This window comes from Mucilaginibacter sp. P4_G9, assembly GCF_056400985.1.
In genome coordinates, this window is sequence record NZ_JBFUKF010000083.1 from 1 (window position 1) to 16912 (window position 16912).

Annotated in this window: 13 protein-coding genes; 9 read left to right on the plus strand and 4 right to left on the minus strand. The window is 43.7% G+C overall.

The genetic code is table 11. From position 1 onward, the window contains the following. Nucleotides 1-290 precede the first annotated feature (290 nt). The 9 genes from AC1DPZ_RS09805 to AC1DPZ_RS09845 all read left to right on the plus strand — a co-directional run bounded on the left by AC1DPZ_RS09805 (nucleotide 291) and on the right by AC1DPZ_RS09845 (nucleotide 13622). Nucleotides 291-737, plus strand: coding sequence for a Fur family transcriptional regulator (locus AC1DPZ_RS09805; protein WP_477402791.1), 447 nt, complete (start codon nucleotides 291-293; stop codon nucleotides 735-737). Then, nucleotides 734-1567 (plus strand): N-acetylmuramoyl-L-alanine amidase family protein, encoded by an 834-nt coding sequence (locus tag AC1DPZ_RS09810; protein ID WP_477402792.1) that lies wholly within the window; start codon nucleotides 734-736, stop codon nucleotides 1565-1567. The genes AC1DPZ_RS09805 and AC1DPZ_RS09810 overlap by 4 nt, the downstream gene beginning before the upstream one ends. A gap of 64 nt (nucleotides 1568-1631) precedes the next feature. Then, on the plus strand, nucleotides 1632-3917 hold the full coding sequence (locus AC1DPZ_RS09815) for a glycoside hydrolase family 20 protein (RefSeq protein ID WP_477402793.1): 2286 nt from the start codon (nucleotides 1632-1634) through the stop codon (nucleotides 3915-3917). Between the two features lie 272 nt (nucleotides 3918-4189). After that, nucleotides 4190-5623 carry a serine/threonine protein kinase gene (locus AC1DPZ_RS09820; protein ID WP_477402794.1) on the plus strand — a complete coding sequence of 478 codons (1434 nt, stop codon included), beginning with the start codon at nucleotides 4190-4192 and terminating at the stop codon, nucleotides 5621-5623. Nucleotides 5624-5656: 33 nt separating this feature from the next. After that, nucleotides 5657-6619, plus strand: a complete 963-nt coding sequence (locus AC1DPZ_RS09825) for a hypothetical protein (RefSeq protein ID WP_477402795.1) — start codon at nucleotides 5657-5659, stop codon at nucleotides 6617-6619. 90 nt (nucleotides 6620-6709) lie between these two features. Continuing rightward, nucleotides 6710-8143: a PP2C family protein-serine/threonine phosphatase gene (locus AC1DPZ_RS09830; RefSeq protein WP_477402796.1), complete on the plus strand. Its 1434-nt coding sequence runs from the start codon at nucleotides 6710-6712 to the stop codon at nucleotides 8141-8143. Next, nucleotides 8143-12234 (plus strand): FtsW/RodA/SpoVE family cell cycle protein, encoded by a 4092-nt coding sequence (locus AC1DPZ_RS09835; protein ID WP_477402797.1) that lies wholly within the window; start codon nucleotides 8143-8145, stop codon nucleotides 12232-12234. The genes AC1DPZ_RS09830 and AC1DPZ_RS09835 overlap by 1 nt, the downstream gene beginning before the upstream one ends. Before the next feature lie 11 nt (nucleotides 12235-12245). Then, nucleotides 12246-13043 (plus strand): FHA domain-containing protein, encoded by a 798-nt coding sequence (locus AC1DPZ_RS09840; protein ID WP_477402798.1) that lies wholly within the window; start codon nucleotides 12246-12248, stop codon nucleotides 13041-13043. A 21-nt stretch (nucleotides 13044-13064) separates the two neighbouring features. Further along, complete coding sequence (locus AC1DPZ_RS09845) at nucleotides 13065-13622, plus strand: hypothetical protein (protein WP_477402799.1); 558 nt, start codon at nucleotides 13065-13067, stop codon at nucleotides 13620-13622. Nucleotides 13623-13735: 113 nt separating this feature from the next. Here the strand turns inward: AC1DPZ_RS09845 and AC1DPZ_RS09850 are convergent, their stop codons facing one another. From AC1DPZ_RS09850 to AC1DPZ_RS09865, 4 genes are all read right to left on the minus strand, one after another. Continuing rightward, the gene (locus AC1DPZ_RS09850) at nucleotides 13736-14620 is read right to left on the minus strand and encodes an alpha/beta hydrolase (RefSeq protein WP_477402800.1); all 885 of its coding nucleotides are present in this window, start codon (nucleotides 14618-14620) and stop codon (nucleotides 13736-13738) included. 74 nt (nucleotides 14621-14694) lie between these two features. After that, a complete protein-coding gene (locus AC1DPZ_RS09855; protein ID WP_477402801.1) occupies nucleotides 14695-15075 on the minus strand; it encodes a hypothetical protein in 381 nt (126 codons plus the stop codon). 81 nt (nucleotides 15076-15156) lie between these two features. Further along, nucleotides 15157-16047, minus strand: a complete 891-nt coding sequence (locus tag AC1DPZ_RS09860; protein ID WP_477402802.1) for an alpha/beta hydrolase — start codon at nucleotides 16045-16047, stop codon at nucleotides 15157-15159. Between the two features lie 25 nt (nucleotides 16048-16072). After that, on the minus strand, nucleotides 16073-16912 hold an 840-nt coding region (locus AC1DPZ_RS09865; RefSeq protein WP_477402803.1), incomplete at its 5' end, for an MBL fold metallo-hydrolase.

The window sequence follows — 16912 nt, forward strand, 5'->3', positions numbered from 1 at the left end:
GTGTGTTCCACTGCACTCAAATGGAACACTTAATAAATCAAATTTAAACAGCTTCTAAGTGAAAATAAGATTTGCCGGCAGTGATCGGGTGGAGTTTCGATGCTTTCGAAAAAAGTATTATTTTTCTTGATTTTTCTCCTGTTAATATTCATTAAATGCATTTAAAGTTCGCTAAATTTTAATTTTTTTTGAATATTTCTTGTCCACATATATTATCCGCAACGGTCTTATAATTTCATCCTTAATGCAACGTTGTATATATTTGCATCAATAATATTGCTGAAAGGCTAATGGCACAAACCCGCACTAATTTTCACTTTGAAGACCTGCTGAACAAGCATCATTTAAAAAAGACCGCCCCCAGGCTCCGGGTGCTGTCCATGATGTCGTCCCGCAACGCGGCCACCTCCCAGCCCGACCTGGAAAGCGTGATTAATGATATCGATAGGGTTACCCTGTACCGTATCCTGAACACATTCGAGGAAAAAGGTATTATCCACAAAGTATTTGATCTGAACGGCACAGCTAACTATGCTCTCTGCTCGTCCAATTGTGATGAAGCCCACCACCACGATGAGCACCTGCACTTTAACTGTACCCAATGCAAAAATGTGTATTGCCTGGATGATCTGCACCTGCCCGCCATAAAGCTCCCCCCAGGCTTTAAACCGCAGAGTTTTACCTTATCCGCAACCGGGTTATGCCCTAAATGTAGCAAAAAGGCGGTAAAACAATGAAGTTGAATAAAAGGTTTCTCGGTGTTGTAGCTGCAAATGGTATACTGTTGTCCTTGTTTTTCTGTCTTTGCTCGTTTACCCAACAGAATGATACCATCCCGGCAGCATCAACGTTCCGGTTCAAAACTGTTATAATAGATGCCGGGCATGGTGGTAAAGACCCAGGTGCACGCGGTTCCTACTCTGTCGAAAAAAATGTAACACTGGCCATTGCCAAAAAGCTAAAAATGGCCATAGATACCGGGATCAAAGGTTTAACCACCATTATGACCCGTACCGATGATACCTTTATCCCCCTCAACCAGCGCTCGAATATAGGCAACCAGGCGCATGGCAATTTGTTTATTTCCATTCACTGTAACTCATCGCCAGAGGGTAATGCCGCTTCGGCTCATAAGCGCAAGGGCGTACTGATGCTGGTTTACGGTTTCCACAGGCTAAAGGAGCAGGAGGAGGCCGTGAGGGAAAACTCATCTATATTTATCGAAAAAGACTATAAGCAAAACTACGAGAGCTATGATGAAAGCGACCCCTCTAATGCCATCATACTCAATGCCTACATCCAAAAATACCGCAAGCAAAGTATCCTCTTCGGCGACCTGGTGAATGCTGAATTTACCGATACCGATGGCCGTGAAAGTGAGGGTGTAAAGGAGCAGGGCGTATTGGTATTAGCCCACAGCGCAATGCCAGCCGTGCTTATCGAAACCGGTTTTATCAACAACCCCGAAGAAGAGGATTACCTCAACTCGCCGGAAGGGCAGGACGAAATTGTAAGATCAATTGTTACCGCTATAAATAATTACCGTAAGGCTATCGGAAGCCTGTAATTTTCGGGTATAATATGCTACCATCGCTATAATCAGTTATATTCGGCTTTACAAATCTATACTGATGATAAAGCTGCTTAAGCCCTGTAAGTTTCTTTTTAAAACCTTGGTCCCGGTATTCATCATCAGCAGTGCAACAGCACAAATTAAAGAGCAGGGGATTATCCCTCAGCCTTATAAAGTTAAAAAAAGCAGTGCTGTGTTTACCTTTTCACGTGCAACTAACATTGCTGTTGGTGAGGGTATTAATGCCGATAATCTTGCGTTCTTCAAGCAGTATTTCCGGTCGGTTGCGGGGTTTAGTTTGCCGGTTAAAAACACGGCTTCTATCAGCCTGAACATAGATTCCTCCAAGGTTACTGAACCCGAGGGGTACCGGTTATCGGTAACTAAAAAGCAGATCAGCATTATGGGCCACGATGGGGCGGGTGTATTTTACGGGCTCCAATCACTTATCCAGTTGCTGAAACCATCGAATGGCAAAATAACCGTACAAGCCTGTACCATTCAAGATCACCCCCGCTTTGCCTACCGTGGTATGCACCTGGATGTAAGCCGTCACTTTTTCACTGTCGAAACCATCAAAAAATGGATAGACATGCTGGCCTTGTACAAGATCAACACCTTCCACTGGCACCTTACCGACGACCAGGGCTGGCGTATAGAAATAAAGAAATACCCGCTGCTGCAAACTATTTCGGCCTACCGCGATGAAACTATCATCGGCCACAAACGGGATAGCCCGCACCTGTTTGATGGCAAGCGTTATGGCGGCTATTATACGCAGGACGAAATTAAGGCTGTTGTAAAATACGCCATGGACAGGCATATCAGTATCATCCCCGAGATTGAAATGCCGGGGCACGCACTGGCGGCGCTGGCTGCTTATCCTCAATTGGGCTGTACCGGAGGACCTTATAAAACAGCTACTTACTGGGGCATATTTGACGATGTATACTGCGCGGGTAATGATCAAACTTTTACCTTTCTGCAAAATGTGCTGGATGAAGTACTACCGCTTTTTCCATCAAAATATATCCACATAGGCGGCGATGAATGCCCCAAAAACAAATGGAAAACCTGCCCCAAATGCCAAAAACGCATTAAGGATGAGCATTTGAAAGACGAACACCAACTGCAAAGCTATTTTATTGGCCGGATGGAACAATACCTTAACAATAAAGGCAGGCAGATCATCGGCTGGGACGAAATACTGGAAGGGGGTTTAACCCCAGGCGCAACCGTAATGAGCTGGACAGGCGAGGAGGGCGGCATTGCCGCAGCCAAACAACACCATTACGCTATTATGACGCCCGAAAAGTATGTGTATCTCGATTACTACCAGTCATTATATCCCGCCGAACCTATTGCCGGTGGAGGTTACACACCGCTAAGCAAAGTTTACAATTATGAGCCCATAACTAAAGAACTATCCGGCGATGAAGCCAGATACATCAAAGGCGTACAGGCCAATGCCTGGAGCGAGTACATGACCAATCCTGCCCAGGCCGAGCGGCAACTGTTTCCCCGGGTACTGGCTTTAGCCGAAGTAGGATGGTCGGCAAAGGAAAATAAGGACTATGCCGGATTTTTGAAACGGTTAAGATCTGAACAGCCCCTGCTCAAAAGACTAAGCGTTAACACTGCCAATACTTTTGATGAGATAACCGACAGTGTAACTGAAACGATAGATCACCAGGTATCGCTGAGCTTGAACACAACATTACCCGGCAGCAAAATATTTTACACCACCGATGGAACCACTCCCGGTTTAAAAAGCAAAAAGTACGATGAACCTTTTGCTATTATACAATCAGGGACGGTAAAAGCATCTGTATTTAGCAATGGTAAAGTAACCGGGCGGATGTATGAAAAATCTTTCCATCTGCATAAAGCCATTGGCAAAACTATAACACTTGCAAATCAGCCACAGGGAGGCTATAACCCGGGTAATACTTTCGGCCTGGTAAATGGTGTATTCGGCAGTAAATTATATAATGATGGGCAATGGTACGGTTTCAGCGGCGATGACCTGGATGCTATAGTCGACCTGGGTTCGGTACAAACAATATCACAATTGGGTATCAATATTTTAAAATATCACTGGCAAAAAATGTGGGAACCAACGCTGCTCACCTTTGAAGTATCCGAAGATGGAAAAACCTACACTGAAGTTTATCGCCAAACTGCGTTTAATGCCAATGGCATCAATGCTGTTAGGGCCAGCATAAAACCATTGCAAGCCCGGTACATCAGGGTAAAGGGCACTAATAAAGGTATAATACCGCCAGGTGAGTATATTGCGGGGGCAAAGGCGTGGTTATTGGTAGATGAAATCATCGTTAGATAGATGTGCAGATTTCAAATTTCAGATGTGCAGATGACTGAGCTGCGAATGTGGAAATATGCAGATTACAGATATGCAGATGATTATCGAATGGCTTCATTTGCACATCTGAAATTTGAAATCTGCACATTTGAATTTGTACATCTATTTTTTCATTTGCGCATCTGCACATAAATTTTCATATTTTTATAACCAAACACTAATGTGTGCGTTATGTTGAGGTAACAAAGTTTAACTAATTGTTATTTTACCTTATAGCACTGCAAGAATAATCAATGAGCAAAGTATTTACAATAACTGAAGGTTTGGAGAATATGGGGGCTTTGCGAACGGGCGGCCAAGGCTCAGTTTATAAAGGACGGCGTTATGGCCCCATCATCACAGCGGTAAAGCTATTGCCGACCCCTATTCATACCGAAAGTACCGACGATAAAAATTTCAGAAATTTCCAAAACGAGGTTGAAAAACTAAAAAAGGTAAACGAAGAACCTAACCCTAATGTGGTTAAAATATTAAATTCGGGTATTACCGAGAGTGGTTCGTTCCCCTTTATCGAGATGGAGTATATTGATGGTCCCGATCTGGAAGATCTGCTGAAACCACCGCACGAGCCTATCTTTACCATTAAAGAGATCATCAAACTGGCCGATCAGCTGGCCAATGCCCTTTCGCACTGCCACAAAGTTTCGGTAAAGCACGGCGATATTAAAAGCAATAACGTAAAGTTCAATATCCATACAGGCAATTATGTACTGCTGGATTTTGGTCTTTCGGCTATGTCTGATGATCAGCGCCGTACCAGTATCCGCCATGCGGGAGCTATAGAGTTTATGGCGCCCGAGCAGAATGAGGGACTGATGTATTTCCAGACTGATGTGTACAGTTACGGCATTATTCTTTATGAGCTGATAGCCGGGCAGGTACCTTTCCCGTTGCGCGATAATGGCGAAACCGCCCGTAATGCGGTGATGCTGGCACACATGGATAACCAGGTGCCCGATGTAATGGAGCTGCGTAAAAAGAATTTGCCAGCCAGCTGGGCCGATAAGAAAAAGGAACACGAGATGCAAGTGCCTGCATGGCTCCTGCAAATTGTTTCAAAATGTTTGGAGAAAGAGCCCGAGCATCGCTTTCCTAATGGGATGGAACTGCAGGAAACCCTGGTACACAGCAGCATTGCCGCCGTAAGCAGCAACCAGGCCGATGATTCATGGAATGCATCGGTATTATTGAAGGAAAACGAACGCCTGCAAGGACTACTGCTTTATTACCAGGAGGCCGAAAGTGCAAGGGGCGTACATGTTATAAACAATAGTACAGAAACACCTGTTGTTGTTGGCAAGCACGCAGTGCGGATCTCCAAACCGGTATTTATAGGTTTAATTGTATTATTGGTAGTACTTACCGGTTTTTCTTCTGTTATGGCTATTAAACACCGGCGGGGCATTTATAATACTTTTTTTAAATCGACACCACCTCCACGGGATACTTTAAGCCGTGTTGCTAAACAGGCAAAGATTGACAGCGTAAGGCCTGATAGCAATGTAAATCAGCCGGTTAATAATAATGATGATGCATCAGGTATTCCGCCCGAGGTGGATTCAATTGCAGATTCAATACTCAGGGGAGTGAGGCATAAACCTAAAAGCGATCCGCAATTTTATCGCGATAGCGTAAAGGCAGCCGATACATCAAAATTGAGTTTTTAGTTAATAGATAGTTAATCTCTAAAGATCCTCAGAATGGAATCTAAATCAACATTTTGGCAAAAGATAGGTCTGCAAGACTGGTTTCTACCGAATGGAAAAGCCGCCGCGGTAGCTGCAGTAAATAATAAAACACTTACGCCCGATGATGTTTACATGTACATTATCGAAAAATTCAAAGAATCAATTGGGCAGCTTTCCTTTGCCGATCGCGTGGTGTTTTACCACGAATATATCATCAGCTTTAATGAAGAGGACTACCAGGATTTTATCAMTAACCGCTCGGGGCTTTTTGGTATTATCGTGCATGAATCGGTAAAAAAGTTTTATGAGTTATTGCGCGAACACCAGGAAGTTGGTAAAAAGGTAGAGCCATCAAGTTCCAAATGGGTGTTCAGGCTTGTATCACACCCGGATTATGCCAAAGGCGACAAAGGCTTTATAGGCAAATTATTACCGGGCAGTAATAAAAAGGAGGAGAACCTGCGGGTTACTTTTATCCCCCGCCATACGGGTGTTGCACAAACCCTGGATATCAGCAACGACATCCTGAAAGGCTTTACCTACTATAGTGAGGGCTATTACGAGCTACCCTACTCAAACGAGCTGCATTATAATGAAAAGGATGTGGTAAAACCTGGGCAACAGGTTTTGGCCCGGCTGGATACTATTATGCCCGATAAGCAGTTTGTGGGTCGTAAGGTGGAGTTCCTGATGAAGAACGAAGATATTGTTGTATCAGGCAATGAAGAAACCCGTGAAGAAGCAGCCGTGTTCAGGATCCCGAGCGATTGGGTAAATACACCGCACCTGCGTATCCGTATGAATAAGGCCGATGGTAAGCTTTATTTATCCTCTTTTGGCGAGCTTACCATGATTAATGAGCAGGAAGTTACCCGCAGCGATGTAAACTCGCCGCAATGGGTGGAGCTGCCCTTTAACTCAAAAATATTGCTGAATGGTATTATCGGCATCAACATATTTAAACCCGAGGCCTAATGTCACAAATATTATCAATAGGCTTATTGGCAATATGCGTTTTATTATTGCTGGCCCATTTTATCGACATAAAAAAATCCAGTAGAAACCATGACAAATAATTTTTTCGGGATAACAGACACCGGCAGGCAAAGGGATAATAATGAAGACGCCTTTATTGCCCAGAAAACCGATGATGGCAACTTTATCATTGCCTGCGTTATTGATGGTGTGGGTGGTTATGTAGGTGGTGAAGTTGCTGCGGATATGGCACGCGAGTGCATCATCAAAGATCTTTCATACATAGCCGGCGACGTAACCCCTTTGCTGGTGAACACTTTTGTTAATGCCAACCGGCAGATCTATGAAAGGAAATTAAAGGATAAACAACTGGCGAACATGGCCTGTGTGCTTACACTTGCTGTTATTGATTTAGAGAACAACCAGTTTTACTATGCCCACGTAGGCGATACGCGTTTGTATTTGCTGCGCGATAATTCGCTCATCAAAATATCAAAAGATCATTCTTTTGTGGGCTTCCTGGAAGATTCAGGCAGGTTGAGTGAAGAGGCCGCTATGGATCATCCCAAACGTAACGAGATAAACAAGGCGCTCGGTTTCGACCCGCACATAGTTAAGGATGCCGATTTTGTAGAGACAGGCCATTCGCCGTTTTTACCTGGCGACATGCTGCTGGTTTGCAGTGATGGCCTTACCGATATGGTAGATAAAAACCTGATAAAAGGTATTTTAACCGGCAGCGGGACCTTAGAAGATAAAGGCGCGAAACTAATTGACGCAGCTAATAGCAAAGGGGGTAAAGATAACGTGACCGTGGTGCTTGCGCATAATGATAAAGCCCCGCGCCAGCAAAACGCCACCCGTCCGGCGGCGGCTACCAGGGTGCCGGAGGAGATCATCGACCCTAAACATGAGCCCAAACTGCCCGACGGACCAACAAAAATACCTGTGAAAAGTAAAAGTAACCGGGGAACGGTAGTGCTGCTTTCTATTTTGTTCCTGGTGTTTTTATGCGGATTTGTATGGCAGTACTGGCTTAACCAGCAACTAAAGCACGATGACGTTAAATCAGCTGTAGCAACTAAAACCGTGAAGCCGAAAAGTGCGGGAGAAATAAAACTACAGGATACCCTCAATAAATTAAAAGGCAATACGCTTATACTCTCGGATGCCGACTTTAAGGAACCTATTATTTTGAGCGATTCCATTTACATTACAAAGGATAGTTTGTACATAAAAGCAAAAGGTAAAATTGTATTTAAAAAGGATTCTGCCTACAACGGCCCCGGGATAGTGCTATCGCCTCAAAGCAAATATGTGGTGTTGGATAGTGTAGTTTTTGAAAGTTTCCGGGTGGCGGTTGCAACGCACAATGATGCATTGGTGTTAAAATATGTGCAGTTTAACAACTGTGTATTGCCTGTACAAACATCCTATATTTTCCCCAATAAAAAATACATTTCGGGCAGGTTGTTTGGTGGTATGTTCAATATAGATTCATTACCCAAAGCCATCAAAAAATAATGGATAAGGGTACACCTAATGCTCCGGGCAGGAGAATGGAACGGCTGTTTTTACTGCTCACCGGTATTGTGCTGGCTGTGTTGTTTGGCAAGCTTTATACCGTTTTGCAGCAAAAGTTTGTTGATGTAGATAAACGGCTTCTTGATGGTACTATAGTAAACCTTAATGCGCCAAATCCCGCCAAAAACGTAGCCGCGTTATTAAAAAAAGGGTACTATTTTGATGATCCCAGGGATGTTGATTACATCGAATCAATTATTGCGGGTAAAGCAAATGCAGCCGTGGCTTTTGACAATGCCGGTGAGCTCAACAAACGCAGGTATTATGTTAATGCCGATGACGCCATTGCGCGGGGCGGCGAGTTGTTCAGACAAAGGGTTATGGATTCGCGTGAGTTGCTGGGCTACACCGGTGATGATTCTGTAAGGTTTTCACAGGAAAAAAATCACCCGCCGGAAATACCTGCACAAACCGACCTGGGGCTGGGTGAATATAGCATCAGGGGAACTATCAAACATAAAGATCAGCCTGTTTCGGGCGTTTTGGTTAGGCTGAATATGATATTGCCTAAGGATAGTATTTACTCCGACGAGGAAACTGCCGCTAAAAATACAACAACCGAAAACTCTCCATCCACCAAAAAAATTTATGTTTTAAATGCCGATAAAAAGCGACAGCTGCAATCACTAACTGCTTTTGCCCGTTCCGATGCCAATGGCAAGTATGAATTTAAAAACCTGCCTACAGATAAAGCCTTTGAGCTATTACCCTTGCAACCAGGTTTTGAGTTTGGTCGATCCCAAGGGGTTGTAGAGCTGGGTGGTGATAAAACTATCAACTTTTTCCAATCGGCGCATAGTATAAAACTGCTTTCGACTCGTGATTTTAATATCCTGAAAAAGGAGGGGGCATTCATTGTTCGTACAATTGACGATTTTAATAGCTGGTACTGGATAATAGCAGCCAGCTTTTTTGCCGGGTTCATCCTGATCCATATCCTCCTCAGTTACCGTTATCCGCAGGCCGATCAATTGATTTTGCCATTGGTAATGATGCTCACCGGCATCTCGTTCCTTACATTATTGAGTTTACAGGACCCATTAAGGGATAGGTTTTTAGCCAAAGACACCCTTATGTATTTAGGTATGGGCGTTGGTGCTGTTTGCCTTATGCTGTTCATTAACCTGCGACGGTTTACTGCAGACTCGGCGTTGTATAGGTTGCTCATATTTAAAAAGGCGCGTAGTGCTGCTAATGGCTGGCCATGGGCTATTGTGGCAATGGGCATTTTGTTCAGCACCATTTTATTTGGAACGGGTCCGGAGGGCAGCGGGGTAAAGGTTAACCTTTTGGGATTTCAGCCGAGCGAGATTGTTAAATATTTGATCGTTATTTTCCTTGCGGGATTTTTCGCTGCTAATGAAAAATTCATCAGTCAGTACGCCAGTTGGGGTAAGCGCTGGTCGTTTTTTTCATTTGCTTTAATAGCTACCGTTATAACCCTGCTGCTGTTTTTGGTATTGGGCGATTTGGGCCCGGCAATGGTTATCTGCTTCACATTTATTATCCTGTTTTCTTTCTCCCGCGGCGATTTTTTGTCGATGGCCGGTTTTGTGATTTTATTTGTGTTGATCACCTGGTTTTTTGACAATGTTTGGCTAAGTACGGGCGTCACTTTTGGTATACTGGGTTTGATCGGATTTTTAAAGCCAAGGTTCCTGAGCGAATCGGCTATTATGGCGCTTATTGTGGTTAGCGCGTTTTTAACCATCGATAAAATTCCGGGGTTGGATAAGATCATCCCTGGCCCGGTTGAGCGCCTGGTGGAGCGCAAAGCCATTTGGCAGGACCCCTGGAACAATGAGGTGTACGGTGGAGACCAGGTTGCCAACGGTCTGTGGGCCATGGCTGGCGGCGGCCTAACGGGTGAGGGTGTAGGCCAGGGCTTTGCCAAAACCATACCCGAAGCGCATACTGATATGATATTGCCTTCTATAGGCGAAGAGTTTGGTTGGGCAGGAATGGCAGCTGTGTTTATATTATTTTTACTGTACCTGCACCGATCTATTATCATCGGACGGCAAACGGGCACGCCACTACTTTTTTACCTCAGCGCAGGTATTGGTGTATGTACCTTTGTGCAGTTTTTGCTAATAGCAGGTGGGTCTATCGGTGCATTGCCATTATCGGGGGTATCCCTGCCTTTTGAAAGTTATGGTGGTTCATCGCTGGTAATTAATTTATTGGCCACTGGTTTTTTACTGTCGGTATCAATGGTAAAAGGTACGCAGGTGCAAATGAGCTTTATCACCAAACAACAGGATAAAAACCTGGTGCCGGCATTGGCAGCTGCATTGGCCGGGGTGGTTTTGTTAACAGTAAACGTTTCCCGCTATAGTGCCGACAATAAAAAATGGGTGGTTAAACCAGCTTTGGTTGCTGATAAAAGCGGATTGAGAATGTTTAGCTATAACCCGCGCATTGCCATCCTGATGAACAAGCTGCAGGCTGGTTCATTGCTGGATAGAAATGGTTTGATACTGGCAACCAGCAAGCCGGAGTTGATTTCAAAACAAAGGATGAAATTAGCGTCATCGGGTATAAAGAATTATAACCTCGATTCGGCTGTACATAAGCGACTGGAAAGGTTTTATCCTTTCGAGGAGCAAATGTTTTTTTGGACTGGCGACGCAAACACCGGTGTATTTAACGGCAGCACCAACGGCTATTTTGCCGAATATGAACATGCCGCCGAACTACGTGGTTTTAAGATGCCCATTACCAGTTATAATGTAAAGGCATCCCGTTTTCAGGAAGACAGGTTTTTACCACGAGGCGTTAAGGAAATGACGGTAGCTAAAAAAGATTATAGCGCATTGGCGCCTTTGCTGCTGACTGATATTAACGGACCCGAAGTAGCTGCGTTCAAGAACCGGAACCGTGATGTAAAACTAACCATGGATGCCGATCTGCAGACCAGCATCCAGCAATCTATAGCTACAGATACTTCCTTATATGATAATCGCGTATCTGTTGTAGTAATGGAAGCCAATACCGGCGATGTGCTGGTATCTGCGCAATATCCATTGCCTCCCGTGCATAATTGGGATCAGCTGACCATGTCGCAAGCCGACCAGAACAAATTAGCCAACTGGATGACCACTACCGACCTTGGTTTTACCTACGCCTCACAACCGGGCTCAACAGCCAAGGTATTGACCGCTATGTCGGCCTTTAACAAATTGGGGATGGATGCTGCTAAAGTTACCTATCATGTGAGTATGGGGGAACGCATCCGAACAAAAGGCATTGAGCCGGATGAAACCGGGACGATCACAATGGAACGGGCCATAGCAAAATCAAACAACGTATATTTTATTAAGCTGGCCAATCAACAACACCTGGAAGAGTATATGGTTAACCTTTATATGAAGACAGGGATGTTTTTGCACGGTGTAGGAGGCTATTATTACAATAAGCCTGCTGACAATGATACCCAGGAAGAAAAATGGCGTAACCTATGGCGTAAAACGGAATTTAATACCCGGCCACGCTATGATCCTAACAATATTCATAAAACCAGGGCCAAAGGGATCTCGGGCATGGCATGGGGGCAGGGTGAGCTGATAGCTACTCCCGCATCTGTGGCAAGGCTGGTATCAGGTGTGGCTAATAATGGTATACTGTTGGCTAACCGTTTTGTACTCAACATTGGCAAAACAAAAACACCAGTAAAAGATGGTATCAAATTAACTGACAAGCCGGAGTATGCAGGTTTGCTAAGGCAATATATGATAACCCAAAGTGCACCTAAAGTGCCTATATTAGGCATAGCGGTGGCCGGCAAAAGCGGTACGCCCGAGCGCATAGTTAAAAACAAAAGCGTGAACGATGGCTGGTATGTTTTTTTTGCACCTGAGGCAAACGGAAAAGGTAATATGGTTGTTTGTATCCGTGTAGAATCAACTAAAGGATCATCAGACGCAGTTCATTTGGCGGGAAAGCATGTTATCCCATTCCTGCTAAAGAAAGGTTATATGAAAAGTATAGTTCCGGTAGAGATAGAAGCACCAGAAGAAGCGAACCAATAAAAATATGGAACATGGCATTTAATTTTTTTAGTAAAAACGGGGGCGAAAAGCGCCCGATGGATGTAAAAAGCCTGCGCGATGCGTTATTACGTTTTATAAAAGAAGCCTTGCAAAAGGTAGAAGGCGGCGAGGGAAGGCATATTAAAGAGTTGTTGCTATATGTTACGCCAATTGCAGAGGAAAAACATTTGTATGAGGGTGCGGTTTACGTGCACGAAAAAGAAGTTTTTCGTAACGAGATCCAAAGAATAGCCGATGATTATGCTATTGAGTTGCCTGACGACTGGACGATAGAGGTGATCTTTACCGATGTATTACCCACAGAAGCTTCTAAGATTCCGGAACTTGATGCAGCTTTCCTGATGCATACCCGCAGGCAGGTTGCGCACAACGCTTCATCGGCAGTAGCCTATATCCGGATATTGAGCGGTGAGGCTGAGCAAGAGGAGTATATAGTTAAGGCAACCGATGGCAAGATCAATATTGGCCGGGATAAAAAAGCGGTGACAGATAATGGATCATACCGACTGAATAAGATTGTGTTCCCAGCCGTAAGTAATGATGAAAGCAATAAGTTCATCAGCCGTCAGCATGCTCATATTGAGTGGAACAAGGATACGGAGTGTTTTATGATCTTTGCTGATGAAGGAGGCGTACCCCCGCGTAATAAAACCAAGATCAATATTGCAGCGGATGATAAATCGATTAAGCTAAACTCAACCCAAATAGGCCACCCCATGAGCGAGGGCGACCAGGTGATTTTGGGCGAATCGGCAGTGTTTTTATTTAGTATTAAAGCCGAAGGGTAATCAGGGTTAGTTACCTATCATATGCTTAGAAAAATCCCGTTATTAATAATTGCGATAGCCACAAGTACGCTGGTTCATGCGCAAACTGCCGATGAGGTTTATAACACCTACATTGATTTTAACGAAGCCCGGATGAATGCAGATTCAGCCAGATCAATGACCCTTGCTGAGAAGATACTGCCCGATACAGCTAAATTAACTCAAAAAGTACGCACCAGTTTTTATAACTCCCTGGCAAAATTATATGAGGATGATGATCAAAGTATAAACGCCATTAAGTACTATAAATTGGTTGTTGCCTCCCAGCCGGATTATTATGTAGCACACAGGGCTTTAGGTTACCTGTATATTAAAGATATCTCCGGCAAACAAACAGTTGTTGATGCAGCCTACATAACCAAAGCAAAAGCTGCCTTGCCCCACCTTGAAAAAGCCCAGGCCTGCGAACCGGACGATAATACGCTGGTAATTATCAAGGTACTTTACAGGAATTTAAAAGATGAGAAAACGCTTAATATGCTGCCTGCGCGCCTGGAAACGCTCAGGAAAAATTGTATCGATCTGCTAACTGATCAGTAAGCTCCGGATGTGCAGATGTGCAGATTTCAGATGTGCAAATGATGATTTCCAATAAATGACTACGAGGCTAATCTGTACATCTGAAATCTGGAATTTGCACATCTATCCCAAGCTTATTTTTGCCTGAAACTATCGCCAATAAATTCCAGCGCGTCGGTAATGCCGGTTCGCCAGTAGGTCCAGGTGTGGGCACCATCACGGATCCGGAACTCATGGGGAACCTTTTTTTCCACCAAAGCAATATGTAGTAGGGAATTCCCTTTGCTTAATGCGTCATCATCGCCGCAATCTATCCAGTAACGTACCTGTTTAAGATCATCGGTAGTTTTACCTTGCACCAGGCCAAGTATAGAATTGCTTTTCCATGTATCATTCAATCGCTCAGCGCCTTTAAGATCTGGTCCGAAGACCTTGCTGTATACCTCTGCCCAGCGGGCATCGGTTGTTGCCATAAAATCTTCGTCGTTGCGTACTGCCGCGCTAAAGGCTGCTGCTGCGGAGAACATATCCGGGTGTTTTATGCTATAGATAAGTGTGCCATAACCACCCATTGAAAGCCCTGCAACTGCACGATATTTTTTGCTGTTTTTAACGCGGTACTCCTTTTCAACTGTCGGTATAAATTCTTTGAAAAAGAAATCCTCATAGTTCTGTTTACCATTATAGGAATTGATATAAAAGGTAGCCTTCGCATCGGGCATTACAATTATCATCGGCGGAATCCTGCCTTCGGCAATAGCTTTATCGGCATAACGGTTAACCTCGCCAAACTGTAACCAGCCGGTCTGGTTGTCACCATATCCATGCAAAAGGTATACTACCGGGTAATTCCTGTTTGATGTTTCGTAATCAGCCGGCAGGTAAATAGCATATTTAACGTTATACCCTAAAATATCGCTTTTAACGTTTTGCTCTTCTATCACTTTACCCACAGGGATATTCTGCGCATATACAGTTGTCGCTGATAAAAGGAAACAGATCAGGAGAATTTTTTTCATTTGTATCAAGTATTAAGATTTATTTGGCTTGTTAAATCATTTTACTGTTTTTTATTCACACACCTGCACATTTATTAATCAGCATCCCTTACCCAGGGTTCTTCCCCAACAAAAGCTATGTTTAGATTAGTATGGTCAATTTTAAATTTCCAGGTAATATTTTCGTGTTTGTCGTTTTTAATATCGCTGCAGCCAAAAAAATAATGCACCATAAAGTTGCATTTGAAGGTTCCTGTTAAACTATCGGCATTAAAAGTTGCGTTAACGATATCAAACTCAAGTACCTCCGGAGAACCACCTTCATCATAAAAATAGGATGCCAGGCCCCGGCAAAAGTTATCATAGATTTGTTTATCATCAAATACTTTATTCAAAAACTGCCCAATAAAAATATCCTGGCCTGATAACCTTTTCAGGATATCCGCAGAAACCGGTAATTCAAAATCCTGTGCCATATTCAGTATCAAGTAATTAGTATTAAGATCATTTACAGCTAAACTTGCACATCTGTATTTAGAAATCTGCATATCTGTAGTCTATTTCTGTCTAAAGCTTTCACCCATAAAATCCAGCGCGTTGGTGATGCCCGTACGCCAGTAAGTCCAGTTGTGCGCGCCATCACGTACACGGTATTCGTGAGGCACCTTCTTTTCGGTAAGAGCGATGTGCAGCAGGCAATTTCCTTTGGTTAAAAAGTCGTCATCACCGCAGTCAATCCAGTAACGCACTTTGCTCAACTCATCTGTGGTTTTGTTTTGTACCAGGTCTAAAACAGAATTAGCCTGCCAGGCTTTGCTTAGGCGGTCTTTCCCCTTTAACCCGCGACCATACAGTTGGCCAAAGACCTTTTCATAGTGTTCATCTGGCTGACTGATCATCTGATCCTCAGGAAGTACAGCCGCGCTTAGGGCTGCTGCCGCCGAAAACAGCTGTGGATATTTAATTGCGTATATCAGCGTACCATAGCCACCCATTGACAGGCCTGCCACACCGCGATATTGCTTTTCGGTTTTTATGCGATAAGCTTGTTCAACGTGCGGCATAAATTCTTTGATAAAAAAGTCCTCATATTTTTCTTTACCATCGTAAGAGTTAATATACCAGCTCGAATCGGCATTTGGCATCACAATGATCATCGGTGGGATGGTACCGTCGGCAATGGCTTTATCGGCATACCGGTTAATTTCGCCAAACTGTAGCCAGCCGGTATTATCATCTGTATAGCCATGTAAAAGATACACAACCGGGTAAGTGCGGTTAGCAGTTTCATAGTCGGCAGGCAGGTAAATGGTAAACTTTACATTGCGTTTCAATATCTTGCTTTTAACCGTTTGCTCTTCAATTACTTTGCCCTGGTGCTGTGCAAAAGAGGTGCTAACGCTTAAAATGAAGAAAAAGAACAGGCATTTTTTTAAAATATTTTTCATGGGTTTGGTTTGTTTTGGCTGATCGTTAAAAATTCAGAAGTTTGCCCTGTTTAGGATAAATTAGGTTTAATTGTAATTTATTTTCTGCTTTAAGCTCGGTTTTTATTTTGCTGATATTGCTTACAGGTAGTTTTAAATGAGTAACAACAACATTTAATCCTTTTAACGCTGTTTTACCGGTAAAGGTGGCAAGTTTATCCATTTCGGTCATCAACCAATTAGGCGTAAGGTGCCCAAACAGCGTTTTATCCGGCTGCCCATTAGGGAAAGATACTTCTATCAAAATGGCTTTTAACTGTTTGTTTTTAATCAGTGGGGTAATAGCTTGCCAAAGGTTTTGCAGGTTGCTGCTTTTTTCAATCTCGTCTGGCCCGGTATCGCCTAAATATAAAACATAAGCACTATTGCTATGTATCAAAAAGGCGGTACTGGTAAGGTTTGAATGGCTCAATGGGAATGCCTGCACTTTCATGTTGGTATTATCGATGGCCGTTTCGTAACCCGGGTTAAGCACCTGGTAATGGAATTTTTTTAGGATCGGGGTTTCACCCTGGTCGGCAAAATTGGCCCAGCTTGCCCAGGTAAAATAGTGGGTTTTTAGGGTTTCGAGTGTGCTTTGCAAGCCGTAGATGTTTTTGGTGCTGTCATCCGGCGAGTTGATGATCAACCCTGCGAGATGATCGAGGTGGGCATGCGATATGAAATATCCTTTGATGTATTGCCTTAATACTTTTTCCTGCGGCACAGCGAAAACCTTATTTTCAATGGCTTTTTTTATACCATAGTGCAATGTACCGGCATCTAAACAGATGTAATCGTTGGTTCCATTAGCCGCCAGCATATAAGCTGATAAGTTGCTTTCATC